General features: G+C 62.0%; 16 protein-coding genes and 1 pseudogene. 11 read left to right on the forward strand and 6 right to left on the reverse strand.

Going from position 1 to position 26,855, the window contains the following annotated elements; genetic code table 11:
- Positions 1–19 precede the first annotated feature (19 nt).
- Together AC50X7_RS02490 and AC50X7_RS02495 are read left to right on the forward strand one after the other, a co-directional pair.
- A complete protein-coding gene (locus AC50X7_RS02490) occupies positions 20–1,525 on the forward strand; it encodes an NAD-dependent succinate-semialdehyde dehydrogenase (RefSeq protein WP_494977596.1) in 1,506 nt (501 codons plus the stop codon).
- A 154-nt stretch (positions 1,526–1,679) separates the two neighbouring features.
- Positions 1,680–3,089: an aldehyde dehydrogenase family protein gene (locus AC50X7_RS02495; RefSeq protein WP_494977597.1), complete on the forward strand. Its 1,410-nt coding sequence runs from the start codon at positions 1,680–1,682 to the stop codon at positions 3,087–3,089.
- Positions 3,090–3,151: 62 nt separating this feature from the next.
- On the opposite strand, the pseudogene AC50X7_RS02500 reads toward AC50X7_RS02495, so the two are convergent.
- From AC50X7_RS02500 to AC50X7_RS02510, 3 genes and pseudogenes are all read right to left on the reverse strand, one after another.
- Positions 3,152–3,721, reverse strand: a pseudogene (locus tag AC50X7_RS02500) (tyrosine--tRNA ligase); the annotation flags it as partial.
- Positions 3,722–4,246: 525 nt separating this feature from the next.
- A complete protein-coding gene (locus AC50X7_RS02505) occupies positions 4,247–4,744 on the reverse strand; it encodes a hypothetical protein (RefSeq protein ID WP_494977598.1) in 498 nt (165 codons plus the stop codon).
- Positions 4,728–6,674, reverse strand: coding sequence for a primary-amine oxidase (locus AC50X7_RS02510; protein ID WP_494977599.1), 1,947 nt, complete (start codon positions 6,672–6,674; stop codon positions 4,728–4,730). The genes AC50X7_RS02505 and AC50X7_RS02510 overlap by 17 nt, the downstream gene beginning before the upstream one ends.
- Before the next feature lie 119 nt (positions 6,675–6,793).
- On the opposite strand from AC50X7_RS02510, the gene AC50X7_RS02515 reads away from it, so the two are divergent.
- The 3 genes from AC50X7_RS02515 to AC50X7_RS02525 all read left to right on the forward strand — a co-directional run bounded on the left by AC50X7_RS02515 (position 6,794) and on the right by AC50X7_RS02525 (position 11,111).
- Positions 6,794–7,399, forward strand: a complete 606-nt coding sequence (locus AC50X7_RS02515; protein ID WP_494977600.1) for a TetR/AcrR family transcriptional regulator — start codon at positions 6,794–6,796, stop codon at positions 7,397–7,399.
- Positions 7,400–8,062: 663 nt separating this feature from the next.
- The gene (locus AC50X7_RS02520) at positions 8,063–9,607 is read left to right on the forward strand and encodes an APC family permease (protein WP_494977601.1); all 1,545 of its coding nucleotides are present in this window, start codon (positions 8,063–8,065) and stop codon (positions 9,605–9,607) included.
- A 94-nt stretch (positions 9,608–9,701) separates the two neighbouring features.
- On the forward strand, positions 9,702–11,111 hold the full coding sequence (locus AC50X7_RS02525; RefSeq protein ID WP_494977602.1) for an aldehyde dehydrogenase family protein: 1,410 nt from the start codon (positions 9,702–9,704) through the stop codon (positions 11,109–11,111).
- Between the two features lie 118 nt (positions 11,112–11,229).
- Here the strand turns inward: AC50X7_RS02525 and AC50X7_RS02530 are convergent, their stop codons facing one another.
- Positions 11,230–12,141, reverse strand: coding sequence for a LysR substrate-binding domain-containing protein (locus AC50X7_RS02530; RefSeq protein ID WP_494977603.1), 912 nt, complete (start codon positions 12,139–12,141; stop codon positions 11,230–11,232).
- Positions 12,142–12,263: 122 nt separating this feature from the next.
- Between AC50X7_RS02530 and AC50X7_RS02535 the strand changes: the two genes are divergently transcribed.
- Genes AC50X7_RS02535 through AC50X7_RS02550 form a run of 4 tightly spaced genes read left to right on the forward strand, consistent with a single transcriptional unit; the run spans position 12,264 to position 16,604 of the window.
- The gene (locus AC50X7_RS02535) at positions 12,264–13,577 is read left to right on the forward strand and encodes a cytochrome P450 (RefSeq protein ID WP_494977604.1); all 1,314 of its coding nucleotides are present in this window, start codon (positions 12,264–12,266) and stop codon (positions 13,575–13,577) included.
- Positions 13,578–13,611: 34 nt separating this feature from the next.
- Positions 13,612–13,935: a 2Fe-2S iron-sulfur cluster-binding protein gene (locus tag AC50X7_RS02540; protein WP_494977605.1), complete on the forward strand. Its 324-nt coding sequence runs from the start codon at positions 13,612–13,614 to the stop codon at positions 13,933–13,935.
- A gap of 3 nt (positions 13,936–13,938) precedes the next feature.
- Complete coding sequence (locus AC50X7_RS02545) at positions 13,939–15,177, forward strand: NAD(P)/FAD-dependent oxidoreductase (protein ID WP_494977606.1); 1,239 nt, start codon at positions 13,939–13,941, stop codon at positions 15,175–15,177.
- A gap of 44 nt (positions 15,178–15,221) precedes the next feature.
- Complete coding sequence (locus AC50X7_RS02550) at positions 15,222–16,604, forward strand: MFS transporter (RefSeq protein WP_494977607.1); 1,383 nt, start codon at positions 15,222–15,224, stop codon at positions 16,602–16,604.
- Between the two features lie 1,320 nt (positions 16,605–17,924).
- On the opposite strand, the gene AC50X7_RS02555 is transcribed toward AC50X7_RS02550, so the two are convergent.
- Positions 17,925–23,531, reverse strand: a complete 5,607-nt coding sequence (locus AC50X7_RS02555; protein WP_494977608.1) for a DUF6531 domain-containing protein — start codon at positions 23,529–23,531, stop codon at positions 17,925–17,927.
- A 224-nt stretch (positions 23,532–23,755) separates the two neighbouring features.
- A complete protein-coding gene (locus tag AC50X7_RS02560; RefSeq protein WP_406632433.1) occupies positions 23,756–24,037 on the reverse strand; it encodes a pyrophosphorylase in 282 nt (93 codons plus the stop codon).
- A gap of 1,679 nt (positions 24,038–25,716) precedes the next feature.
- On the opposite strand from AC50X7_RS02560, the gene AC50X7_RS02565 reads away from it, so the two are divergent.
- Positions 25,717–26,304, forward strand: a complete 588-nt coding sequence (locus tag AC50X7_RS02565) for a suppressor of fused domain protein (RefSeq protein ID WP_494977609.1) — start codon at positions 25,717–25,719, stop codon at positions 26,302–26,304.
- A 107-nt stretch (positions 26,305–26,411) separates the two neighbouring features.
- Positions 26,412–26,840: a hypothetical protein gene (locus AC50X7_RS02570; RefSeq protein WP_461186782.1), complete on the forward strand. Its 429-nt coding sequence runs from the start codon at positions 26,412–26,414 to the stop codon at positions 26,838–26,840.
- The last annotated feature ends 15 nt before the right edge of the window (positions 26,841–26,855 follow it).

The raw sequence follows: 26,855 nt of genomic DNA on the forward strand, positions 1-26,855 counted from the left end.
ACTTTTTCAGGAGACCCGCATGACGACTTTGCCCGTAACCTCCCCTGCCATCCCACAGGAACGGGAAGCGTCCCTCCTCGCTTCCGTGCCCACCGGCCTGCTTATCAACGGCGAGTGGCGGGACGCGTCCGACGGCGGCACGTTTGACGTCCACGACCCTGCGACCGGGGAAGTGCTTGCCACCCTCGCCGCTGCCACCAGCGAGGATGCGGTTGCCGCGCTGGACGCCGCCGACGCGGTTCAGGCTTCCTGGGCGCGGACCGCACCGAGAGTCCGGGCCGAGATCCTGCGCCGTGCCTTCGATCTGATCACCGAACGGGCCGAGGACTTCGCGCTGTTGATGACCCTGGAAATGGGAAAGCCCCTGGCAGAGGCCCGCGGCGAGGTGGCCTACGGCGCCGAATTCCTGCGCTGGTTCTCCGAAGAGGCCGTTCGTGACTACGGCCGCTATCTGACCTCCCCGGAGGGAAAGAACAAGATCCTGGTCCAGCACAAGCCTGTCGGTCCCTGCCTGCTCATCACGCCCTGGAACTTCCCGCTGGCGATGGCCACCCGCAAGGTCGCACCGGCCGTCGCCGCAGGTTGCACCATGGTCCTTAAGCCCGCCAAGCTGACCCCGCTCACAGCACAGCTTTTTGCCCAGACCATGATTGACGCCGGCCTTCCTGCCGGTGTGCTGAACGTTGTCCCATCCTCGTCGGCCTCGGGGATTTCCGGCCCGTTGCTGAAGGACTCCCGGCTGCGGAAGGTCTCCTTTACCGGCTCCACCCCTGTGGGCAAGCGCCTGATGGCCGACGCGGCGCAGAACGTTCTGCGGACCTCCCTGGAACTGGGCGGCAACGCACCGTTCATCGTGTTCGAGGACGCCGATCTGGACAAGGCGGTCGAAGGTGCGATGGCGGCGAAGATGCGGAACATGGGCGAGGCCTGCACCGCCGCGAACCGGTTCCTCGTCCAGGAATCCGTTGCGCACGAATTCACCCGGAAATTCGCCGCCGCCATGGGAGTCCTGACCACCGGACGCGGTACCGACCCCGCCACCCAGGTAGGTCCCCTGATCGACGCCGGCGCCCGCGACGACGTCCACGCCCTCGTTACTGCCGCCGTCGACGCCGGAGCGGTAGCCGTAACCGGCGGCGCCCCCGTGGACGGCGCGGGCTACTTCTACCAGCCCACCGTCCTCGCAGACGTTCCCAACGATGCCGCGATCCTGGGCCAGGAAATCTTCGGCCCCGTCGCCCCCGTCACCACCTTCGCCACAGAGGAAGACGCCATCCGGCTGGCCAATGCCAGTGAATACGGACTCGCGTCCTACCTCTACAGCCATGACTTCAACCGCCTGCTGCGGGTGGCGGAACAGATCGAATTCGGCATGGTCGGCTTCAACGCCGGCGTCATCTCCAACGCAGCAGCACCCTTCGGCGGCGTGAAGCAATCCGGCCTCGGCCGCGAAGGCGGCACCGAAGGCATCGCCGAATACACCACCACCCAATACATCGGCATCGCCGACCCCTACGCCCGCTGACCCAAACCCCTCAAGCATCTGGGCTCTTGTCGATCTCCCTACGACAAGAGCCATGCGCAAAAGACAGTTAATCAACTCGCAGTCAACAAAAACTGTGGAACTCCGTCCAGCCATTCCGGCTGCACTCAAACGACTACCCGAAGTGGAGTATCTCTTGGAATCCTATGATGCGCTTCTCGCGTCCATCACCCCCTCGTTCGGCCCCACGAAAACCATCCTTAACCCAGCAACGGGCGAGACGGTCGGCGAAGCTCCCCTTCACGATCTCGAATACCTGGAGAACGCTGTTGCCGCTGCTGTTGCCGCGCAGCCGGCCTGGGCTGCGCTGGGCCACGACGGCCGGTCCGCTGCGCTCCTGAAGGCAGCCGACGCCGTAGAACGCTCCGCCGAAGAACTCGCGCAGCTGCTCTCCCGTGAGCAGGGAAAGCCGCTGAACGGACCCAACGCCCGCTTCGAAGTCGGCGCCTGCGCGGCCTGGCTCCGCGCCGCGGCCACGATCCATCTGGAACCAGAAACCATTGTGGATGACGGTGAAACCCGCGCCGAACTGCATTACAAGCCCATTGGTGTCGTTGGGGCCATTGGGCCCTGGAACTGGCCTATGATGATCACCGTCTGGCAGATCGCCCCCGCCCTGCGGATGGGCAACGCGGCGGTGGTCAAGCCCTCCGGCAACACGCCGCTGAGCGTCCTTGCGCTGATCAAGGTCATTAACGAAGAACTCCCCGAAGGTTTGCTGTCAGTGGTCTCGTGCGGCCGGGAGGTCGGCGCCCGCCTGACCGACCACCCCGCCATCGGCAAAATCATGTTCACCGGCTCCACCGCAGCCGGCAAGGCCATCATCAAATCTTCCGCGGACACCGTCAAACGCCTCACCCTGGAGCTCGGCGGCAACGACGCCGGCATCGTCCTTCCCGACGCGGACCCCAAAGCAATCGCCCAGGACCTTTTCTGGGGCGCCTTCATCAACACCGGCCAGACCTGCGCGGCCCTGAAGCGCCTGTACGTCCACGAAGACATCTACGACGCCGTCTGCGAGGAACTCACAGCCGTCGCCGCCGTGATGCCGATGGGCAACGGCCTGGACGAAAACAACGTCCTGGGCCCCTTGCAGAACAAATCCCAGTACAACATCGTCGCCAACCTCGTGGAGGCGGCCAAAGACTCCGGCGCACGCGTGCTTCTGGGCGGAAACCCCGACACGGACCAGCCCGGCTACTTCTACCCCACCACCCTGGTTGCGGACATCGACAACGACAACCCGCTTGTGGCCGAGGAACAGTTCGGCCCCGCACTGCCCATCATCAAATACAGCACCGTGGACGAGGCCGTCGAAATGGCCAACGCCCTCGACGTCGGACTCGGCGCGTCGGTCTGGTCCTCCGACCTCCCCGCAGCCCGCACAGTGGCAGCCCGTATCCAGGCCGGCTCCGTATGGATCAACAAACACGGCGTCGTAGATCCGCGCATCCCGTTCGGCGGAGCAAAGCAGTCCGGTTACGGCCTCGAATTCGGCGTCGAAGGCCTCAAAGCCCTCGGCGTCCCCCAGGTCATCAACGGCTAGGGGCCGTTCATAAGCAGGAGCACTGCACGCCGTGGCGTGCAGTGCTCCTGCTGTTTAAGTAGCTAGCTACTTGTGATGACGGCCATGGCGAGGGTCTTTTTGCCCTTGCGGAGGACTAAGAATTTTCCATGGATGAGTTCCTCCGCCGGGACTACATGCTCAGCGTAGGCAATTTGAGCGTTGTTGAAGTATGCCCCACCTTCGCTGATAGTTCGGCGGGCTGCGGAGTTGCTGGTCGCGCGCCGAGTGGCAACGAACAGACTGCTCATGGCCAAGTTGTCTCTGCTAACTTCCGTCGTTGCTATTTCCGCGGAAGCTGCCTGCAGCGTCTCGGGGTCCAGCGCCGCCAGGTCACCGTTGCCGAAGAGGGCAGCCGAAGCCGCGATCACCTTCTCGGTGGTCCCCTCCATGAACAAGGGACGTCACTGCGAGGCAAGCTTCCGCGGGCACTCCCTGGTAAACGGACGTTCGGCAACAGCCGTTGCGATGTCTTCGATTTCGGCCCGGCTCAGGAAGGTAAGCACCTTCAACCGGTCCACCACATCCGCATCGGCTGTGTTGAGCCAGAACTGGTAGAAAGCGTACGGGCTGCACATGCCGGCGTCCAGCCAGATGGCGTTGCCCTCGCTCTCCCGAACTTGGTGCTGATTGCGCCCTTTCGTCCTCAGGACAAAACGGGGCAAAAAGGGACATCGATAATGATGCGGCCGGCGACCGATCCTCTGATCAGGTTTCTGCTTGGGCGGCTACGAAGTCCCCCTGACACGCCAAACGAGACCGCCGTCAAGGCGTGAAACCAGTCTGCGTCCAAGGCCCGTGTCGACATACAGCCACAGGATCGTGCCATCGTCTGTTACAGCGTCAACTTGACCGTGCAACTCATGTGCGTCCTTTTCAACAAAGCACACCTTTTCCCCCGCTTGCAGGCTGGTCCAGTCGCGGACATATTCCGCATCTTGCGGGGGAAAGTAGTCGAGGGGGTAACCCTCAACTTTCCTCGGCGGTCGTAGCAGGGGTCGGCCTCGGGGCATGTTTTCCTCCCGTATTGCTTATGCGGCCAGTTGACCGGTGGATGTACATTCTGATTGGGCGAAGCAGGGCCGATTCGTCCCTGCCAGCCCGCTGGCCAAGAGTCGTATGTGGATGGTTGCGCCACCTCAGCGGCTACCGTGCAATGTTGCACGTTGGTTGGTCCGCAACCGGGCGATCAGCGTGGCGGCAAGCAGCCCCGTCATCAGCTCCAGTCCGACAATGGCCAGCAAGGTTCCGGTCTGGCTGCTTGCAGAACCTTGATCGCCGTGGTGGGCCAAGTGTGTGTGTCCCTCTGTTATGCCGCCCACCAGCAACATGCCGTGGAGGGCCACCATGGAAAGCGCGCAAACCATGACACGCTGCAGGGCACCTACATTGCTGTGCCGCCAGATGTGCTCAAGGCAGGGCACGCACACGGCGGCGAGTACAAGCATTAGAAGGCCGAGCCAGACCCCATGCCGGCCCGACGCCGCCACCCACAAGTGGACCAGGCAGGAGACCGAGGTAACCGCCGCGCACACCCGGGGGTGCAGGACGGGCCCGGCTGACCGGACCCGTCCCGCCGTCGTCGTCACTAGTTTCCAGTCCGTGGCCGCAACAGCGGGACTAGTGGCAAGAGCCACCGTTATCACCCTCGCTATGGCAGGACCCTGAGCTCTGCTTGTTCGGGTTGGCAGGTACGTCCAGGACGGGGCTGCGGTCGAAGAAGCCCTCCGGGCGGAGTTTAAACCCCACGGTGTCCACCGGCATGATGGGCCAATCCTCAACACGGGGAAAGTGGGTGAGGCCGAACGTGTGCCAGACCACGATGTCCTGGCTGTCGATGTCACGGTCCTGCGCTACGTACTCGGGCAGGCCCGCCCCGCCGCCATGCTGGTTCACGAAATCGCCCGTCGGGTAACGCTCGTCCTCCGCGTAGCGGGTGACCCAGAGGTCCTTCGTGGCAAAGGCCGCGCGCCTGGCGATTGAGGATCCCGGGTCCGCGAGAAGGGTGGGCTGGTTTTGGGCGTGGAGCTTGTAACCCACGGGCTCGCCCAGGCGGTTGCGCGATTCAGGGTTGGAGATGATCCAGGTCCGGCCGGCGCGGGCGTCGGCTTCACGGACCGCCTCGGATTCGCGAGTGAGCAAGGTGCGCTTGCGGGAGAAGGCATTGCCGCGCTCGTTGCCCGGGCCCATGGCCTGCCGGACGACGTCCTCCTCTTCCACCCTGTTGGTAAATCCGTCGATGGCCATGTCCAGCCGAGCGCCAAAGAGGTGCTGGTGGTACGGCGCGCCCAGTCCAGGGGCGAGCTGGGAGATGTTGTCCGAGCCGCCCTCAGGGAACGCGGAGGTGAAAACGACGCCGGTGGCCTTGGCTTCGAATTCGATGGTCCCGTCCAGGTAGAGGTACCAGTAGAAGCCGTAGTCATAGTTGCCGATGGTGGTGAAGAAGGAGATCACCAAGCGCCGGTTTCGGCGGGTGTAGTTAACCCCGCTCCACAGGTCCGAGTGTTTGGACAGGATGCCCCAGTCTTCCTCGTGCATGCAGATGCCGTTGCGGATCTCCCGCGGGTTGCCGAAGGCGTCGGAGATGACGGGGCTGAGGTAGGTGATGTCGCCGAGGCAGTCGCAGCCGAGCTCCAGGGAGTTGGCGTACTGGCCCACCAGGTATTCGCCGGTGTCGAAGTAGTTCTGCCAGGACCGGATGGGTGAGGGGTCGCCGTACGGGACCACCATTTCGGCGATGGAGGCCCGGTTGATGATGGGCCGCAGCCGGTCCCCGTCACGGAAGGCCAGGTTGTGCAGGACCACACCCTCGCGGACGTCGAACCCGACATCCACGCTCCACTTTTCCCATTCCACGTGGTTCCCGCCGGTCACGGTGAAGCTGGGGCCATCCGGCTGGGTGATGCTGATGGGCTTCTGCGTGGTGCGCAGCGGCCCGGTCAGCTCAGGATCAGTGTAGTTGCCGTGCTCGGCCGGGACCGGCATGGGTCCGAGGTCCAGGACCTGGGTGACTTCCTTATTGACCACATCAACGTAGGCCACCAGCCCGTCGACGGGATGCGCCCAGGCACTGTCCTCAGGGAACTCCTGAACAAAAGCCAGGCCGCGCAGGATGCGTCGGCCCTTCTCTTCGGTGTACTCGAAAGAGCCTGCAGAGAGCGGCGCCACCCGGACCTTGCTGACGTCCAGGTCCCGTGCCGCCAAGGCGGTAAGCCAGCGTTCGTCTCTGGCCAGCAGGGACTCCACCACCTCAAACTCTTCCTCGAGAACGGGCAGTTCGCCGGTCCGGGCGGTATCGAGGATGACGGCGGACTCCACATGCTGCTTGGTGACCGAAACGACGACGTCATGCGGCGTGCCGCCGGAGACATCGTGGATGAAGATGCGGAAGCGCCGGTCTGCTTCCTCCGGGGTGGCTCCGCGGGAAGGCTCCAGGAGCCCCAGATAGGCAATGCGGTGGTGGGGCTCAAGGTGGCCGGCTGCCCGCAGGATTGCCTGGACCTGGGAGATTTCGTCGCCAGAAGTCAGGCGGTACTGGGTGTCTGCGTCTGCATGTGCGAGTGTCATCGTCGACCTTACTTAAGACCGTTGCCGGCCGGAGAGTTTATTTTCTATACCTGTAGATAATAACCTGAGGTTAGATGGATCACAAGAGTTGAAGCGAGATGTTTCCCGGAAGGGGCAGCGTGCCAAAAGTTGTTGACCATGATGAGCGTCGCCTGGAGCTGCTGGATGCCACGTGGCGGATCATTGCACGCCATGGCATCGAGGGTGCCACCATGCGGGAGATTGCGATGGAGGCGGGCTTCGCCAATGGGGCGCTGAAACCTTACTTCTCAACGAAGGAGACGCTCCTGGAATTCGCGTTTGGACATGTCTTCAACCGCACCAATCAGCGAATTTCCAACGTAACCGCCGGCAAGTCCGGTCTTGCCGCTTTGCGAGCGTTCTGCCTCGAGGTTCTTCCCTTGGACGAGGAACGTGCTAACGAGGCGCGGATAGTTATTCCCTTCTGGCAGAAGGCGGTCAACGACCCCCAAAAGGCGCTTATTCACCAGCGTTCAATGGCTGAATGGCTCGACGCTATTCGGCGCTGGCTAACCGAGGCAAGGAAGGCCGGCGACGTAAGCACCACAGTGGAGGACTCCGTCCTCGCCGGCCAGCTCCTGAACATGCTGCTCGGTGCGCAGATTGAGGCGGCCCTTGCACCTGCCGGCAAAGGGGATTTTCAACATGCCCTTCAACTTGAGGGCTATCTGGCCCTGCTTCGACCGGAAGGCGTCAGCACCTGATTCAAAGCCAAACCAAGGCTGTGGCAACAGGGGCTGCGTTTCCTGTTACGGCATTGAATATTGACAGTGTCATTCAGCCTGGTAGTGGACGTCTCGCGCTGTTGCTGGTGATGGTCGAGTGGCCGGGTGTGCCACAGAGCAGCGGTTCGGACCGAACCGATGTTGGCAGGGGCTCGCCGCGCACCCAGGCCTTCTCCGAGTTTGTGCGTCAAGCGGTACAACCTCCGGGCAGGAGCCCGAGCAGCTACTTGCCAGAATAGCTCCGCATCACGGCGCAAGCTGAAGTTTTTTTTCGACGTTTGTGGAAAAAAGATGACAGATGAGTCCTCGTGGGTTTAGCCTGAGTGGAATGTGTTGCGCGACACAACGTTCGTTGCTACTCCACCGAGGTATTGGATGGATCTAGTCACTACCGGCAGAGTCCCTGATGTCCCTGGATGGTCTCCGCTGTGCGTTGCTTCAACCGGGTTGAAGCAGCTGCCGGCTGCGGTGCTCAGTGTGTGAATAAGTGATTTCGAGGTTGCTGCCTTCCTCGCCCAACATCGGGGGATGGCAAGCCGCATCCTTCCATTTCCTGTAGGCGCAGTGCCTGATCTGTGCTGAACGTCTCAAGTCCCACCCCGTTCGCAGGGCCACTTCCCTGTTCTTCTTTTGGAGCATTACTTGCAACCTAAAACTTCGTCACCGCTGACGGCCAATGCGTTGCCCTCCCTTAACCGCCAGACCATAGGTGTTCCGGGACTCGTCTTCATGATTGTCGCTGCTTCGGCGCCACTTACAGTCATCGCCGGTGGCGTTCCCAGTAACTTTGCCGTGACGGAGAACGTCGGGGTGCCCCTTTCGTTTCTCCTCCTGGGAGGAGTGCTGGCCCTGTTTACGGTGGGCTACGTAGCCATGAGTGCTCACATTCGTAACGCAGGCGCGTTTTATGCCTACGTAGCTCAAGGACTAGGCCGCGCTGTTGGCGTGGCAGCGTCGTGGGTCGCCCTTGTGTCCTACAACGCGATGCAGGTCGGCATTTACGGCCTTTTCGGTTTTGCTTCCGCATCCTTTGTGGCAAGCAAGACCGGAGTGGACCTACCCTGGTGGGCGGCGGCGCTGGCCGGGTTCATCATTGTCGGGTGGCTGGGAATCAACAAAGTGGACCTGTCAGTGAAGGTCATTGCCGTGCTTGTGGGCCTTGAATTCCTGGCCGTTATCGTCTTTGATGTGCTGGCCTTTTCGGTAGCACCCGAAGGTGTTTCGGGAGCTGGTCTGGATCCGTCCAACCTGTTGGTTCCCGGGCTGGGAGCAGTCCTGGCATTCAGCATCGCTGCCTTCATGGGATTCGAGTCGGCAGCTATCTACAGCGAAGAAGTGAAGGACCCCAAACGTGCTATCGGGCGGGCAACCTACGTCGCTGTCGGTATTGTCGCCGCTTTCTACGCATTTTCATCATGGGCCATGACCGTGGCGACCGGTCCAGGCAATGTCGTGGCCAGTTCGCAGGAAGCAGGGCCTGACCTCATTTTTGTCTTCTTGGCAGAACATGCCGGGCAGGTGATTACCGACATCACCCAGATCTTGTTCATAACCAGTCTCCTTGCGGCTTTGATTGCTTTCCATAATGCTGTGGCGCGCTACTCCTTCTCCTTGGGGCGGGAAAGCGTTTTGCCCCGCTGGCTGGCCGGTGTAAATCCCCGGACTCATGCTCCTGTAGCCGGTTCCCTCGCGCAGTCCGTTTTCGCTCTGGTTGTTTTGGTCTGTTTCGCCCTTGCAGGGGCAAGCTCCGAACTTGGTCCGCTCTTCCCCGTCCTGACGCTCTTCACTTGGCTCACCAACGCAGGAGCGGTGGGACTCGTGCTTCTGCTCGTGATGACTTCCCTGGCAGTCATCGGCTACTTCCGCCGCCACGCCGGCCAGCACACGGCATGGACGCGAGCAGTGGCACCGGGACTGTCGGCAGTCCTTCTTGGAGCAGTTCTCACGGTAATACTGGTCAACTTTGACGTCCTGATCGGCGCCGAGGGCGATTCTGCACTGTCCTGGATTTTGCCGGCACTGGTACTTCTGCCGGGCGTCGCTGGTCTCGGCTGGGGTCTGTACCTCAAGGCCCGCCGGCCCGGCGTGTACTTAGGCATCGGTTTCGGTGGTTCACAGGACCCAGCAGACGATCTGAGGACTGATGGTGGCATGCCGGCCCAGGACCGCGACAACACAGCAAAATAACCAATACTCGCCTAGTGCCGCTAGCCACTCAGAACCGAGTACCCACAGAGTCAGAAAGATCCCCGAGCAACTAACTACGCGAAGTGGAGTAATCATGGAAAGCTACGAAGCACTTTTGGCCTCAATCACGGGCGGCGCCGGCGACACGAGGACGATGCTGGACCCCGCGACCGGTGAAGTTGTCGGTCAGGCGCCCGTTCATACTGTCGAGGACTTGGACCGCGCGGTCGCCGCTGCCGCAAACGCCCAGCCGGCATGGGCGGCGCTGGGGCACGATGGCCGCAGCGCCGCTCTGCTCAGGGCGGCCGATGCTGTCGAACGTTCCGCTGAGGAGCTTGCACGGCTGCTTTCCCGTGAGCAGGGCAAGCCGCTGAACGGATTGAACGCCCGCTTCGAAGTCGGCGCCTGTGTCGCCTGGCTTCGCGCTACCGCTACTACCGTCCTGGAACCAGAGACGGTCGTGGATGACGGCGAAACCCGCGCCGAGCTGCACTACAAACCCATCGGTGTCGTCGGCGCCATCGGACCTTGGAACTGGCCCATGATGATCACCACCTGGCAGATCGCCCCCGCCCTGCGCATGGGTAACTCCGTGGTCGTTAAACCTTCCGAATACACCCCGCTGAGCGTGCTGGCCCTGGCTAAGGTCATCAACGAGGAACTGCCCGAAGGCCTCCTGACCGTCATTTCAGGAGGTCGTGAGGTCGGGGAACGTCTGGCCGGACACCCGGCTGTTGGCAAGATCATGTTCACCGGATCCACCGCCACGGGCAAGGCGATCATCAAATCCTCCGCCGACACGGTCAAACGGCTCACCCTGGAACTGGGCGGAAACGACGCAGGCATCGTCTTGCCCGACGCCGACCCCAAAGCTATTGCCGAGGGTCTGTTCTGGGGAGCGTTCATCAATACCGGACAGACCTGCGCAGCCCTCAAACGCCTCTACGTCCACGAGGACATCTACGACGCGGTCTGCGAAGAACTCAGTGCGGTTGCCGCTGCTGCTCCGATGGGCAACGGGCTGGACGAGACCAGCGTTCTCGGCCCCCTGCAGAACAAGCAGCAGTTCGACATCGTGAACAGGCTGGTTGAGTCCGCCAAAGACTCCGGTGCGCGCGTCCTGATGGGAGGCAACCCGCCGCAGGAACAACCTGGCTACTTCTACCCCACTACTCTGGTCGCGGACATCGACAACGACAATCCACTCGTGGCTGAGGAACAATTCGGCCCGGCCTTGCCGATCATCCGCTACAGCACGATCGATCAAGCGGTCGCCATGGCCAACAGCCTCGAGGTCGGGCTGGGAGCCTCAGTCTGGTCATCCGATCCCGCAGCTGCCCGCGAAGTTGCAGCAAGGATCCAGGCCGGCACCGTATGGATCAACAAACACGGAGCCGTCGACCCACGCGTTCCCTTCGGCGGCGCCAAGCAGTCAGGCTACGGCTTGGAATTCGGCGTCGAAGGTCTCAAAGCCCTCGGCGTCCCCCAAATCATCAACGGCTGAACTCACGACGGTCTTCGGGCCTCGAGTATGGAGGCCTCCAAAGTACAGCTTCGTTAGGTATCCGCAAAGCGGCCGCGACAAGCTGTCGTTATCTGGCAGGACACCCCTATGTGGCAGATCAACCTTTGGTTGGCTTGCCGTATAGCTGCGCGGCGAGTGTGATCATCGCCTCGACGCTTCGGGACGGCCGGATTGCTGCGGGCCAGGTGATGGATACGGGAACGTTACGCACTGGGGGCTCGATGGGCCGGACCGCGAGTGGGCGCCCCTCGTAGGATTGGTTGGATGCGGGTTGCTGGACAAGGATCGCGTAGCCCATGCCGCGTCCCACCAGCGATCTGGTGACCTCGTAATCCAAGGTCCTGAACCTGATGTTCGGTTCTATACCCGCACTGGAAAACATCATCATTGTGTTTTCCCGGCTGGGATTGACGTCCAGCAGGATCATCGGTTCATCAGCTACGTCTGTCAGTCCCAGCGCCGGGTGCGCGGCAAGTGGGTGGTCGGCGGCGAGGACGATCGCTGGCACGGCGTCGAAGAGTCTTTGGCTCACCAGCCCGTTGGGCAGTGACAGGTCGTAGGCGATGGCGAGGTCCAGGGATCCAGTTGCCAGGCCGCTCTGCACCTCGGACTGCGGACCAACGAAGAAGTCGAGTTCGACGAATGGATACTGCCGGCTGTAGTCGTCAATGAGTGCGGCCAGGACCGTAGGCGCAAGGGTCCTGTAGCAGCCCAAGGTCAGGGACCCACGCAACTCGGCTCCCGCGTCCGCGGCATGAAGCTCCAAATCGGAAGCCGCGTTGAGCAGCCCCTTGGCCCGGTCCAGGACGTACCGCCCGGCGGCAGTAAGTGCCACGCCGTGGGCCTTGCGCCGTATCGTCAGTTGCGCTCCAAAAGCATGTTCCAAGGCGTTGATTGCTCCAGCGACCGCCGACTGCGACACAAGCAAGGCGTCTGCTGCAGCCGACATGCTTCCGTGCTCTGCAACAGCAATGAAGATCTCAAGCTGTCGCAACGTGTAGCGTGCCATGCTTCACCTCCCTCTCCTCATTAAAACCGTGGATATAGCTCAGATAGTTGTACTTTACCGGGGATATGTTCTAACCCACACTGAGTACAGGCAAAGTCGCGCAACACTTAAGGAGACCAAAGATGATCATCCAGGGAACCCCCAAAGCCCCAGGCTGCCCGTTCACAGGGGCGCTGCCGGAAGACGCAGCGGAGCGGAACGCACTACTATCCTCGGTTCCAGCGGACCACGGCGTCGTCGCAGACTCCTCAGCTGCTGCGGCCGCCGTTGAGGCCCCGGTGGCTGACTGGGTGACCATACCGGACCTGTACCGCGACCCGTTCCCCATGTACCGGCGCATGCGTGAAGAAGCTCCGGTGCACTGGGTGCCGGCAGTGAACCGCTACATGGTCACCAGCTACGCTGCCTGCCACACCATCGAACAGGACGCGGACACGTTCTCCGCCAACGAATCCGGTTCACTCATGAAGCGGGCGATGGGCCACTCGATGCTGCGCAAAGATGACCCCGAACACAAAGTGGACCGGGACTCCTACGGCAGCACGCTGCGCCCCGGAACGATCAAGAATCACTGGGCATCAATCTTTGAGAAGAACAACACCAAATACCTGGAAGAGATCGCCGCCGAGGGCCCGGGCGCGGACTTCGTCTGGGACTACGCCGCCCCCTACGCGGCAGAAAACCTCAGGCTAATCTGTGGCTTCCACAACTCCACCCAGGAGGACTTCCAGCGCTGGAGCCAGACAATGATCGATGGCACCGGCAACTACGCCGATGACCCCGCCGTCTGGGCCAAGAGTGAAGCATCTTCCAAAGAAGTTGATGCGGCCATTGATGACATGATCCCGTACCTGCGCAAGAACCCCGATCCATCGCTGCTCTCCGGGCTGGCCTCCATGCCTATTCCACTTGAGTCCATAAGGGCCAACCTGAAGATGACCATCGGCGGCGGCCTCAACGAGCCCCGCGACGTGCTGGCCACAACGGTCTGGGCACTGCTGTCAAACCCGGACCAACTGGCTGACGTGCTCGCGAACCCGAAATTGTTCTCCGTCGCCTTCGAAGAGTCCGTCCGCTGGGTCGCGCCCATTGGAATGTATCCGCGCCAAACGACCCGCGAAACAGTCCTCGAGGGTGTGCGCCTCCCCGCCGGTGCACGGCTGGGTGTCGTGCTCGGCGCCGCGAACCGCGATCCTGCCGTGTTCACTGACCCGGAGACTTTCAACATCAATCGGCCTAAGAAGCCGCACCTTGGCTTCGGTGGAGGCGCACACTTCTGCGCCGGGACCTGGGTCGCCCGTGCCCAGGTGGCCCAAGTGGCGATGCCCGTACTCTTCGACAGGCTGCCAAGTCTGCGGCTGGACCCTGATAACCCCTCTATCGACGCCGGCTGGGTATTCCGCGGACTGACCAAAATGCCAGTCCTCTGGAACTGAAACCAGCCCCATCCAAGCACTCCAAGGAAGAATCATGCCAACCATCACCTTCGTACAGCCCACCGGAAAATCCAACACCGTCTCTGTGGATGAAAAGACATCTCTCATGCGCGCCGCGGTCGCCAACGGCGTTGAAGGAATTGTCGGCGAATGCGGCGGCCAAGCCATGTGCGCCACCTGCCACGTCTACGTCCGCCCCGAGTTCGAGGACGCACTGCCCGCGCTCAGCGAGGACGAAGACGAAATGCTCGACTGCACCACGGCAGAGCGGACAAACCAGTCCCGCCTTGGATGCCAGGTGAGCGTCGGCGCACACCTCGACGCAATCATCGTCGACGTCCCCACGGACCAGGTCTAAACCATGGGGGTAATCATCATCGGAGGCGGCCAGGCCGGCATTCAAGCGGCCGACTCCCTCCGCTCCGGCGGATATACCGACAGCATTACCATCCTCGCCGAGGAAGAGGGCCTGCCATATCAGCGCCCGCCACTGTCCAAGGACTACCTGGCCCCGGGCGGCCGCCCTGCGGCCCTGCCACTTCGGCCAGGAACCTTCTACACCGACAACGACATTGACCTGCGCACCGGTGTCTCAGCAACGGACATCGACCGGGACAACAAGACCGTCACCATCTCAGACGGGACTGCGCTTCCCTACGACCACCTTGTCCTGGCCACTGGTTCCCGCAACCGAAAGCTGACCTGCCCAGGAGCGGAAATGACAGGCATTCACAGCCTGAAGACTCTGCAGGACGCAGAAGAACTCCACCCGGCTCTCGCCCAAGCCCGGGACGTCATCGTCATTGGAGCAGGATTTATTGGCCTGGAATTCGCCGCGGCCGCCCGAGCCCACGGGTGCTCCGTGACAGTGCTGGAATTTGCCCCCCGACCCATGGCCCGGGCCCTGACGCCTGTTATGAGCGAATGGTTTACCGATGCGCACCGACGGAACGGTATCGAGCTTCGTCTGGAAGAAGGCATCAGCCATTTTGAAGCTGGCCCTGATGGCAGGGTCTGTGCCGCACATTCCACCACTAATCGGCGTTACCCGGCTGATCTCATAGTCGTCGGTGTGGGTGTCATACCCAACGACGAGATTGCCGCGAGGGCCGGACTCGAAACAAACAACGGCATCGTCGTGGACCAATCCCTGAGAACTTCAGACCCCCGAATTCTCGCCATTGGCGACTGCGCGAACTACCCGAACCCCCACACCCGGACCAGAACCCGGCTCGAGTCGGTCCAGAACGCTGCGGCGCACGGGCGGCACGCAGCACAGGTCATCCTTGGCGCAACGGACCACTACGAAGAAACACCCTGGTTTTGGTCAACACAAGGCACACTGCGCCTGCAGATGGCCGGAATGTACAGAGCCGGTGACACAACCACACTCATTGGAGACCCCGCTGCAGCTAAATTCTCAATCCTCTGCCACCGGGACGGCCAACTCGTAGCAGTCGAATCCGTAAATGCCGCAGCAGACCATATGGCTGCCCGGAAACTTCTATCCGCCGGCCTGGGACCATCACCCGAAGAAGCCCAAGCCCCAGGTTTCAGCCTGAAAGCACATACACAGAAGGCACTGCTAAACCCCGCCTAGCGCTCCCCCCTTATACGCCGCCTTGACCAAACGCAGGAGAAACCATGCCCAGTGCATTAACCGACGCCGCGGCGAAAAAGACGCAACGCCGCGTCGCCTTCGCCACCATCGTCGGAACCACCATCGAGTGGTACGACTTCTTTATTTATGCCACAGCCGCAGGACTGGTCTTTGCCCAAGTCTTCTTCGCCCCCGCGGGGGAGTCGATCGGGCTTCTGCTGGCATTCGCATCCGTGGGGATAAGTTTCCTCTTCCGCCCGCTCGGAGCCTTCTTAGCCGGACACTTTGGCGACCGCATCGGCCGTCGGCCAATGCTGGTCCTAACACTCATCCTGATGGGAGCCGCCACTACACTCATCGGCATCCTGCCAACTTACGAAACTGCAGGGATCCTGGCCCCCGTCATGTTGCTGCTGCTCAGGATCCTCCAAGGCATCTCAGCAGGCGGTGAATGGGGAGGCGCAGTCCTCATGGCCGTCGAGCACGCCCCACGGGACCACCGCGGCCGCGCCGGAGCCTTCCCTCAACTCGGAGTACCGCTGGGCATGCTCCTGGCCTCCGGAGTCACAGCCGTTATGACCGGATGGGTCTCCCCCGGAGCAGCCTTCATCGAATGGGGCTGGCGCGTGCCCTTCCTGCTCAGCATCGTTCTGATCGGCGTCGGATACATGGTCCGGCGCGCCGTCGACGAATCCCCCGTGTTCCAGGAAATCGCCACCAAAAAGCAGCAGACGAAAGTCCCGGCCGCCGAACTGTTCCGCAAACACTGGCTGCTGGTCTTGCTCGCCGCACTCGTCTTCGCGGGAAACAACGCAGCCGGCTACATGGCCACCGGAGGATTCATCCCCAGCTACGCCACAAGCCAGGTAGGCCTGGACCGCACCGACGTACTCCTGGCCATCACCTTCGCCGCCGCCATGTGGTTCCTCTTCACGCTTCTGTCCGGCTACCTCGCAGACAAAATCGGCCGCAAACGCACCTACCTGATCGGCTTCGCCTCCCAGGCACTCATGGTCTTCCCGCTTTTCTGGCTCATCGACACGGGGTCGCTGCCCCTGCTCTACCTCGCCCTTGGCCTGTTCACCATCGGGCTAGGACTTAGCTATGGGCCACAGGCCGCCTGGTACAGCGAAATCTTCCCGGCCTCAGTGCGCTTTTCCGGCGTTTCCATCTCCTACGCCATCGGCGCCATCCTAGGCGGTGCGTTCGCACCGACCATCGCCCAAGCACTCATACAGTCCACCGGGAGCAGCGCCTCGGTTTCCCTTTACCTGCTTGGCATGACCCTACTATCCGTAATTGCTGTCCTAATCCTGAGGGACCGGCCAGGCATCGACCTCTCCATCAACAACCAAGCCGAGCAGGAAGTCGGAGCCACAATCTTCGATAAGCGCAGAGAACCAGCCTACGAAAAAGCGACCGTCTAGCAGCACTACGAGCAGAAAGGCCCTGCGGGCTCTTGTCATCCTGACGAGAGCCCGCAGGGTTCAGCTGTTTAGTGATGTCCCAAGGGACCAAAGTGCGGGCCCGGCGCCGGCAGCATGCTCACCTACGCCCGGCGCAGCCAACGGCGAAGAGTTCCGAGAAAACGCACTCGTGTGAGTCCTATCCGCAGCCAGTTACCAGGAGGGGCGACCAATCCATGAACCGTGCAAGGTAAGGGACGCCAGCTGTTATCGCCCAAGCAAGGGAAGTTAAGTGAATAGTTCGGCATCGGCGAACTCGACTTGCCGCCGAACAGGGCAGCGGGGCTTGGAGTCCCACAGAGGAGGACTGCGCAAAAAGTGAACACTCTGTCGTAAATCGACAAGCGACGAGGCCGGGCTGCGGGGAGAATGAATGCAGCGTCTCTCAGCAAACACATGGAGATGCGGGTAGGCACTGAACCGCGGGTCAAATGCCGCCCGCGCTCCATTAGTGACGCTTGGCGCCATCACTGGCAATCATTCAGATCCGAGTATGACGTGAATTCCACGACAGGTACAGGAAAATTTCTGCCAGAGGACCAATGGCTTGGTCCACAAGGAATGATCCCTGGTTTCGGCGATCCAAGCCTGCCGGCATCGCAAGATCTTGCGGGGCGGACAATCAATACGATATGACGCAGGTCACGCAACGGTGGCAAGAGTTTTGAAGCAGGAATCTTGCGATGAAGGAAGATAACAGTGGTACTTTTCGGCGGTTTTGTCAACACTCAAAGAGGAAACAGGCCCTTGACCTGCGAAAATACTGTGCCCGAGGTGGGACTCGAACTACATTCCCGGCCTTGCAAACATAGGGAACCCGCCAAAACATGCGGAATCCGGGCCAGTCCGGAGGCTCTACGAAGCAATCAGAGAAGAAAAGTGTGGACAATGTCCCCACCCCGGTGCTCGGGCGCTGGAGGATTTCAGGGGACCAGATACCTCGACATCTGGGCGGAGGGGTCCCGCAAGTTGATATTGCCCGCAGCGAGTGTCAGTCGCTGAGCGGACGTCCATAGGGATAGTCGACCCACTCGCCCGGGACGCCATCGCCCGCCAGTGCTCGCGCACCCTTCATAACGGAGTGGTAGTCAGCCGGAAAGCTGGATCCCTTAAGCACCTTATTGAGGTCGACGTTGGTTTGCACTTCGCCGCTCTCAAAGCGCACATCATAAATGAAGTACCACCTGCCAAAAATGAGCGATGGTCGTTTTCGGGTTACCCTCGTAGCCCTAACGTGCATCGGTAGCTTCATGGTTAATCACTTCCCTAATTCAAGTTGCGTCACGGTCGACTTGCTGTTTGCAGGACGCGTAGATCCGCATTCGGCTGGAAGTCCCTGGAATATCCCGGGTATCCGGCAACTGCGTGGCGCTCGATCTGGTAAAAGGGAGAATCCAAATCTACGCCGATATCCACGATTCTCTTTCCGGAGTTTACTTGGGTATTGATCCAAGCTCTGTTGAAATTCTCGTCCACGGAGTTCATGGCGCCGCCCAGCACTCTATGTGCAAGGGAGTTATCATCTACGCGTTCAACAATGTTTGCCATCGGATTATGGATCCAGCCGGGCGTGCCCTTGTAGTAACCGAATCCATTGGCATCAGCGTATGGAATGACGCGCCCGTCCATCCATCTGCCCATGGCCACAGTTGAAGATGAGGCATTCTGAGTCAGGGGTCGCATCAAACCACGGGCAACGAAGGTGCCGGCAACGCTACCTGCACCACCGAGTACAGTTCCGAAGGCGGCCCCTTGACCGGCTGCACCGAGAGCGCCGGTAACCGTGTGAGGCCCCTGACCTGCGTAGTAGCCATACGTGCTCTGAATCCCTCCGCTGATACCGCCGGAGCTGACGCCTGCAACTGCCGTCGCTCTTAGCCCCGTAAAACCAGCCCGCGCGGCTATACCGGCTCCACCAAAGCCTCCCAGTGCCCCACTGAGCGCGACCTGGCCCCAGTTCACCTCGCCGGTGGTTGTTTTCTGGATGATCGTGTCAGCGCCGGCACCGATGAGCATCATTCCGACCGGGCCTCCAACTCCCGTGGCCATGAGGACCCCGCCAGCGAGCACCATGGCGCCACCTGCAACATACTCCCAGTTGTCTCCGAGCCAATTTTCGGCGGCGGCGATGGCGCCCCCGGCGGAACCGTCGTAGATCTTCAGTTCCTCATCGGTTAGGGGACGCAAGCCCGTGGGGTCCGTGGCGTTGAGCGGGTTGTTACCGGCGTAGGAATACGGGTTGCCATCCCACCCCGCACCCAGAACGGGAGCGAGGGGGTCGGTGGAGAGGAAACCGCGGACGGCGGGGTCGTAGGCGCGTGCCCCGAGCCACTCCAGGCCTGCGACGTCGACGCCGCCGTTGCCCGTCAAGTTGATACCGGTAGGCAGCATTCCGGCCGCCCCCGAAACGGCACCTGCCGTTCCGCCGGGAGCCGGAAGGGCAGACAGACCGATGACGGACCATGGGTCGGTCTCGTCGGTGGGCCGGGCGGCGCGCCAGCCCGGCACCGTCCACACGCCTCCAACACCGGTGACGCCACCGGGCAGGACAATGACCTGCCCGCCACCCATACCGGCCAAAGAAGGTACGGGGTTGGCGGTATCCCACCACAACTCACAACGGTCGACGGCGGCAAGCTCACCCAGCGCATCAACCCACAACGAGTGTCGCGACACCTCCGCCCCATCACGGTCCCGAACCACAGAACCACTCAGCAGCCCGGTGGGACCCCATGCGTACTCAGTCCAGGAACCATCCGGACCAATCAACCGCGTCCGCCGGCCCAGCCCATCATGGATGTACTCCGTCCGGGACCCATCCGGTTCCCTCACGGACAGAAGCTGACCCGCAGCGTCATACCCATAAACCCGGGATCCGCCCGGGACCGTTTCACGCAGAAGCCGCCCACCGGCGTCGTACTCCCACCCCAACACCACGGCGGGGGCCTCAGGCTCACCCACACGTGTGGTGGACGCGGAAACCATCTGCCCGGCCCCGTCGTACCCGTATTGGGTGACCGCACCGGACCGGGTCAGTGCCGTGATCCTGCCGTCATCATCGCGGCCGATCATCGTCACATCAGGGGCACCGCTACCTGAATGGTCAACCCTCAGGTGCTCGGCCAGCGCCCCGTTACGGTAAGCCCACTCCTGCACCAGATCCCCGGCAGTTGCGGAAGTCATCCGGCCCGCAGCGTCATAGCTGAAGGATGCCTCCCCCAGCAACGGATTACCAACAGCCGTGATCTGCCCGGCAGCATCACGGGCGTAGGTTGTGGTGGCGCCGTAGGCGTCGGTGAAGCCGGTCCGGTGCCCGTCCCCGTCGTATTCCCAGGACAGGCCTTGGGAACCACGGGTCCGGGAGGTCAACCGCCCGCACCGGTCAAAAACGAGCTCATGCTCGACGGCGAGCCCGTCCGGGCCGGTGTAATCGGTAATAACAGCGCGGCGCCGCAGCAGATCGCGGCTGATGGAGGAAATAAGCTTCCCGTCCACCGAGGTGCTGGCTTCGCGGCCCGCGGCATCGTACGTCCACGAGGTGGTGTGGCCGTCCGGATCCGTTTTCGAGAGCAGACGCCCGGCGGGGTCATACGTGGCCGTGGCCACTCGGCCCAACGGATCCGATACCAAATCGACGAGGTCCGTGACCGTGTAGGTCCTCGTGGTGACCCCACCTAACGGGTCGGTGATCCGAACCAGCCTGCCGCGGAAGTCATACTCGAACCGCGTCCGCCCACCCACGCCATTAACGGACTCAGTAAGCTCACCGGCGACGTTGTATTTGAACCTGCGGGTGCCGTACCAGGTGTCCTGCGAAAACGTGAGCCGCCCGCACGCGTCGTATCCGTAGCGGGAGAGTCCCCGGCCCGGGGTGCGCAGGGCAATCAGCCGCCCGCCGGCGTCGTACTCGAACGTCTCCACCTCGCCCGTGGGCAAGGTCCGGGAACTGATCCGCTGGTCTGCGTCATAGGCCAGCTCCGTGACCGCGCCGAGCGGGTCCGTGGTGCGCCAAGGCCGGCCACAGCCGTCGTATTCGTACCGGGTGACGGCGCCACCAGGTGAGGTGACCGAGGTGACCTTGCCCGCGACGTCCCGCCCCAGGACCGTCAACCCGCCTTCACCGTCCACCAGCTCTACCGGGTTGCCGGCGGCGTCGTACGTGACCAGTTCTGCTGACCCGTCAGCAGCTTCCACTTTGGTGGGGCGGCCGAACTCGTCAAAGCGGATGGTGGCGGACCCGAAAGCCTCCGTCAGGGTCGCGGTGCCGGCCCTGCGGTCAGAAGCAGCGTCCGTCCGGACGCCAGTTGGGTCGATGACGGCTGTCAGGGCGCCAACTTTGTCGTATTCCCGGGTCCAGTCGTGCCCTGCCGGGTCAGTGATGCCCACCAGCCGTGAAAGCGCGTCATGCGTGAAACCCCAGGCAGCGCCGTCGGGCAACAGTGCCCCAGTGAGGTTCCCCAGTTCGTCGAAGATCCTCTCGATGGACCGGCCCAAAGGGTCGATGGTGCGGACCAGTTCACCGTTGGCGGCGTACTCAAGCTCTGTCCGGCCACCGTCCGGTGCCACGGACGTTGTAACACGCCCCGCTGCGTCGTGCTCAAAGGCCCATATGGCCCCGTCCGGGTCCTCCCGCCGGACCAACAGTCCGGCATCGTTGTAGGTGAAACGGGTTTCGGCACCCGTAGGGGTCACCGCCGTCACCGGCCGGCCGGCCTGATCCCGGATTATCCGGGCAACATCGCCTGCCGCATTGCGGGTGGCCACCAGGTCCCCGAAGGAATCGTACTCAAACCCGACCTGGACTCCCACCGGGTCGGTAACCCGGGCCAGTTGCCCGTCCCGCCACTCCAACTCGGTACGGCCACCCAGGGGATCCAGGATCACTGAAGGATCCCGGGAAAGTTCATCGGCGTACTCGTAGGACACCGCGGCACCGGAGGCGGTCACCAGCGTGGTGATCCGGTCCTGGTCGTCCCAGCCGTACGTAAGGTCCGCACCTTCCGGGGTTACGGTGCGGGTCTTGCGGCCCCGTTCGTCGTAGCCGTGGACCGTGACCGCACCGTCGCGTTCGGTGAACGACACCAGGTTTCCGTGTGCGTCATAGGCCATCGACTGGCGCTGGTCCTGGGAGTCCAGCACCCCCACCAGGCGGCCCTTTGCGTCTGCGATCCACGAGTTGGAGCGGGTGCCATCCTCGTCCGAGACAACAGTGACCCGGCCCGGCAGGTACGCGAACCGGACGCGGCGGCCGTGTTGGGTTACCTGCAGGACCACTCGGCCGGACGAGTCATAGGTGTTTTCCGCCTCGAGGACGCCGGCGGCGGAGTACACGGCGTCGATCAGGCCGGCTTCGTTCCACCGGTAGGTCCTGGCACCGAGTTCGGTGGTGACGCTCACCAGGCGGCCCGCGGCGTCATATCCGTATTCGATGCGCCGGCCATCTGAGGCACGCACGACAGCGGCACGTCCGGCCGCGTAGTCGACCTCGAGGAAGCGGCCCCGCACGTGTTCAAGCCTGCCCACCGAACCTGCCGTGGCGCCGTCGGCCGCTTCTTCCCGCAGGGCCGATACGGTCCGGCCCGGCGCCGATCCCATACCGAGCCACACGCCGGAAGGGCTGAACGCCCACCACGAGCCTTGGTTGTCGCGGACCACGAGGAGTTCCGCAGTGCCGGCAGGCAGGGAACGCAACTCCCGGAAAGCGGCATTGGTGGCAGCTTCGCTGGCGACCCAGTAGCTCTCCCCCACAGCCCGGCTCCAGCCGGCGCCTTCGCGCGGAAAATCCACCGCCCGTCCATCTGCCATCACCCATCGGCAGCCCTCGTCCGAAAGCAGCAGCGACTGGTCCAGGACGGAGGCCCAGCCCGGACCGAACACGCCCTCGCGGTCCAGGCCCGAACCCAGGGAGTTGTACATCCGTGACAGCACCAGGTTTGAGGAAGCGCCTGCGAAGGCCAGATCGGACTCGGGTTCGATGAAGTTTCCCGTCGCCGTGTTCACGGGGTCGTTGGCATAACCGCTGGTGGGCATCGCGCCGGCAGCAGTGGGTGGATCAATGGCAAGTGAAGACCGTGTGGCACTGACCCCTGCCGCGGCCAGCGCAGCGTTGACAGCGGCGTCCGAAACGCTGGAGACCGCACCCTCACCGCCGGCGGCCGCGAAGGCATCCGCCACAGTGGTGGCCCAGATAGCATCGTTTTCATTCGCCTGCAGATACCGCCGGTAAGCACTGATCACGCCGGACGCATCGATGGAACCCCAATAGCAGAAGGAGGCGAACGAGGACATCTGCCCGTCCAGTGAGCCCGGTTCCGCCGCAAGACTGTCGTCCAGGCCGCGTGAACCCGCCGCGAAGGAGCGCAGGTCGGCGGGCCGGGCCGAGGAAGTCCCCCCTCCGTATCCGCCACCGGGCGCCGGGTTTTCCCGGGAGCCCAGGTTAGGGGACGGCGACGCAAAGGTCGGGGCGGGGCCGGGGTCTGCGTTGGGCCGCTCTGCCTCGCCAAAGAACCAGTCCCTGACCTGCTCCAACCCGTTCCGGTCGTTGTGCTCGCGGACCCATTCGTTGTTCCGCCGGCGCCGGTTGTCTTCCTCGTGTGCGGCCTCGACCATCCGCCCCACGTAGCCCGCAACGGTCCGCATGGCCGAGGCCAGTGCTTCCGCGTCCCCGGCAGCCGTGGCGGCGTTAGCGGCAAACAGCTCCGAAAAATGGCCCCCGAAGTCCGCCTTTGCTGTTGACACATAGGAAGCGCGGGATCCCGCCTGCCCCTCAATCCGTGAAGCGGCGGATTGGAAGACCGACTGCACCGCCTCAGCCACGGCGTAACTGAACCGCCCGCCATTGGAAGCATCCGATACCGGCAACAACGGCACCTCAACGAATTCGGCCACAACCAACGCCCCCCACTGAGCAATTACGCGAAACGATCAAAGGAAACAAAGGAACCGCACCCCACCCGGGACAACACCACCGGACGGCGGAGACGGTCCACCAAACTTCAAACCGGACCAGGACACCCCAGTACCGGACACGCATCAGAAAATGGACGGCGCAACAGCCGGGTGGATGCCCCAGGACGGAACACCCACCCGGCCGTCACACCGGAAAGTACAGGCTAGGCGCCGCCGCCGGCGGAGAAGATGTCCTGGGAGATCTTCTCCAGCTGCCCGCGCAGCTGCTCCAGCTCTTCCTTGGCCTTATCCAGGGCCGCCTTCGTCTCAGGCCAGGTGGACCCACGGAACTGTGCGGCCAGCGGACCGTCCCAGACGTTCGGGTCAGACAGAACCCGGCCCTGCGCGTCCAGCGCGGAGATCTGGTCCGTGAAACCGCCGTTGATGATCGACTGGACCTGCCCGATGGCAGCCTTCGCTTGCTCTGTAGACAACACACGCGACATAAAAATTTTCCTCCCCAAAAAAATTCAACCAGGACATCGCCGGGCACATGACCGTCCGGCGACCAGACAGCCATGACGCTACCAATGACGGACAATATATCCAACAAAAAGAGTAACTGTTATTGCTGGTCATACGGATTTCACACGTCCGGCGAACCCCAGATTAGTCCATTCATCAGCGCAACCCCGTATATCCTTCTCTAGGCACCGTGAACGATTGAGGGGACAATCATGGCCAGAAGGACCAATACTGACCAACAGATGGGCGACCGGCGCATGGCGCCGGGGTTCGTTAACCAGGTGCCTGAATCACTTGCCCGGCAATCAAACGGATGAGTCCGATCGTTCGAGACGTCGCTGCAGGGACTCGCCGGCTTTGACAGTAATCGGCCTTTCACTGACATCCTGCTCAGCTGCAGCCCAAGACACGACCCCGGTTGCCACCAGTTCGCTCGCTGCAAAGCAGGAGCTGCCGACCGAGTTGCTTCTGAGTGAAGCCGGCAAGAAGGCTGTGGTTCATTCGGGACCGTCCTCGGCTCCGAGACAAGACGCTGAGCTCAAGGGGCGCCTCGATGACGACGGAGCCGGTTGCTTCATCCTACGGGCGGAGGACGGTGACGATTACACCCTGGTCTTTCCAGAAGGCACTAAGTTCGACGGTGAGTCAGTCGTCTTTCCTGGCACCTCGCCTTTATCTGAGGGTGCAACCGTTTCCGTCGAGGGCGCACGAGTTCCGGCGAACGAAGGCTTGAGCATGTGCTTGAACTACGCCCGGCTCCTATCCGTCGAAACTGCAACCGTTGTCGCGTCTTGACCTCGAAGTAGCGCGCCACTTCTACGAGATGAAGCCCCGCCCGTTAAGGGATCGGCTTACGGGCGTCCGGTGAACGATCCCTCACCGAACGCCCCGTAAGCCGAATCTTCAACGTGTCGGCTCCTCGTTGGAGTGCAGAACGGGTGCCCTAAGTGGCCTCGTGGCCGCCACAGCCAATGCTGATCCTGCTAGTACGGAGACCGGAATCCACCATCTCGCTGAACTCGTAAAGAGTGCCGGTCCCAACAAGACGAGCGGAGGAAGGGCGACTCCTACTGCGCCCCCAATCCCTGCGGCAGTGGCCCGCAACCCGCTGGATATCTTCCTAGCAAGTGCATGCAAACCAAGGGAACAAGCAGCAGACCCGCCACCCAATAGTGCGCCGAGGCTCGCTCCCGATAGGAAGACCAATGGCACTCTGCCGACATCCAAGGGAGCTGCTCCACCTACCGGCAGCAGGTGCAAGGTGACGGAAAGGGCGACGCCGACAGCGACACCGACCACAACGGTTTTGAAAAAGATTGCTGAAAGAGGCGTCGCTGAATCCCCATATGTGTTCCCCATGGTGGGAGCTTACTCCTGGGTTTTTCTGCAGAACGATAGTCCCGTTAGCCGGTCCCCTACCGGCGCTGGCTGGCCACTTCGCGACACTCTTAGCCTGTCCAATGTCTAAGGAAGCATAGGGGAAAACCGGCGGCATCCATATGAGTAAACTCGAGAGGTCTAAGACTTGAATGACCTAGAGAATTCGATCGCGGTCGGATTGCCTCGCAACGCCAGCCAATCGTGCGGCAACTAAGTCAAGGCGCTGGCCGGTTCTGGTCGAAAATTTGGCAAGACTTGGTGTTATTTAGAGGGGACCAAAATGTCACCGGCCCGAGAGTTGGATGCTTACTACTACCAGCACGTAGGACACAACCACACTAGCTGGGGCAGTTCGAATGGGTCATCGGCTTCAGCAGTGGTGATACGTGAGTGGGAAGCAGAATCCAATCGGCTCGGTATCCACTTTTACGCCACTTTCGGAATGTCACTGGACACACTGCGAGGAGCATCAAGTCATGGAAACGAGCTATATTCTGGCGTAAGTCAAGCATCCGCTTCGTACCGGGAAGCGTTGGCTACGCTGGCTACGAATGCGAGAAACTCCTGCGTTACCTTTCAAGACTGTCAGATACTGGATCTGGATTTCCCAGTCATTGACGGCCTTGGCTTCACTGGCTGGATTTTCTTCGATCGGTCAAAAGATCTGCTCCCGGTCCTGGATCTGAGTAACGGTGCGCACGTGCTTCTTCTGGACACAGCACCAATATTCACCTCTGAAGTCGAGCACGCACAGAATCGTGGTGTTGATTCGTTGCTGGACGTCTGGACGTCTGAAGGAACAGAGATATGGGACCTGTCACGAACTGTGCCGCAAGGTCTAGGAGCCCCAGGAAAAGCGGACAAGTAGCCGCCCCATCCCGCTACTTTCCGTGTGCCGCGACATGATCCATGGCCGCCCGGTAGGGGATCCTCAATCGGACTCCACAGCTGTCCATGGACTGAGAGACTGTCACCGTGACGATCGACATCAAAGCCATGCTGCACCGTGTCGTGGACGAAGTGTTTAACGAGACGTTTGCCGTGGTGGACGTTATCCCTGAAGCCGATCCCTGGCTGCACAGCGTTCGTGTGAGCGGCCGCTTCGGCAACGACCGCACGGCAAGGATCAGAGCCAGCTACGAGTGGGCGAATGTGTTCATACCTGAGCTGGACGTCGGCGCGATCCTCTTCGAATACGACGACGTCGAGGATGAAAAGGAAGCCGAACTCCGTAAGCTCTGCCTCGTGATGCGCGCCTACCTTCAAGGGCAAGGGCACATAGAAAAGCGGCGGCGGCTGTTTCGCCGAGGCGAGGTCTCAGTTCTGAAAATTGAAGTGGACGGCTACGAATGGCGTCTTGGCCGGTCCACCTCGTCGTATGGCTACATCGAGCCCGAGCGGTAGTGGCGAGCGGTCAGC

It is taken from the genome of Pseudarthrobacter sp. Hb11, assembly GCF_059383655.1.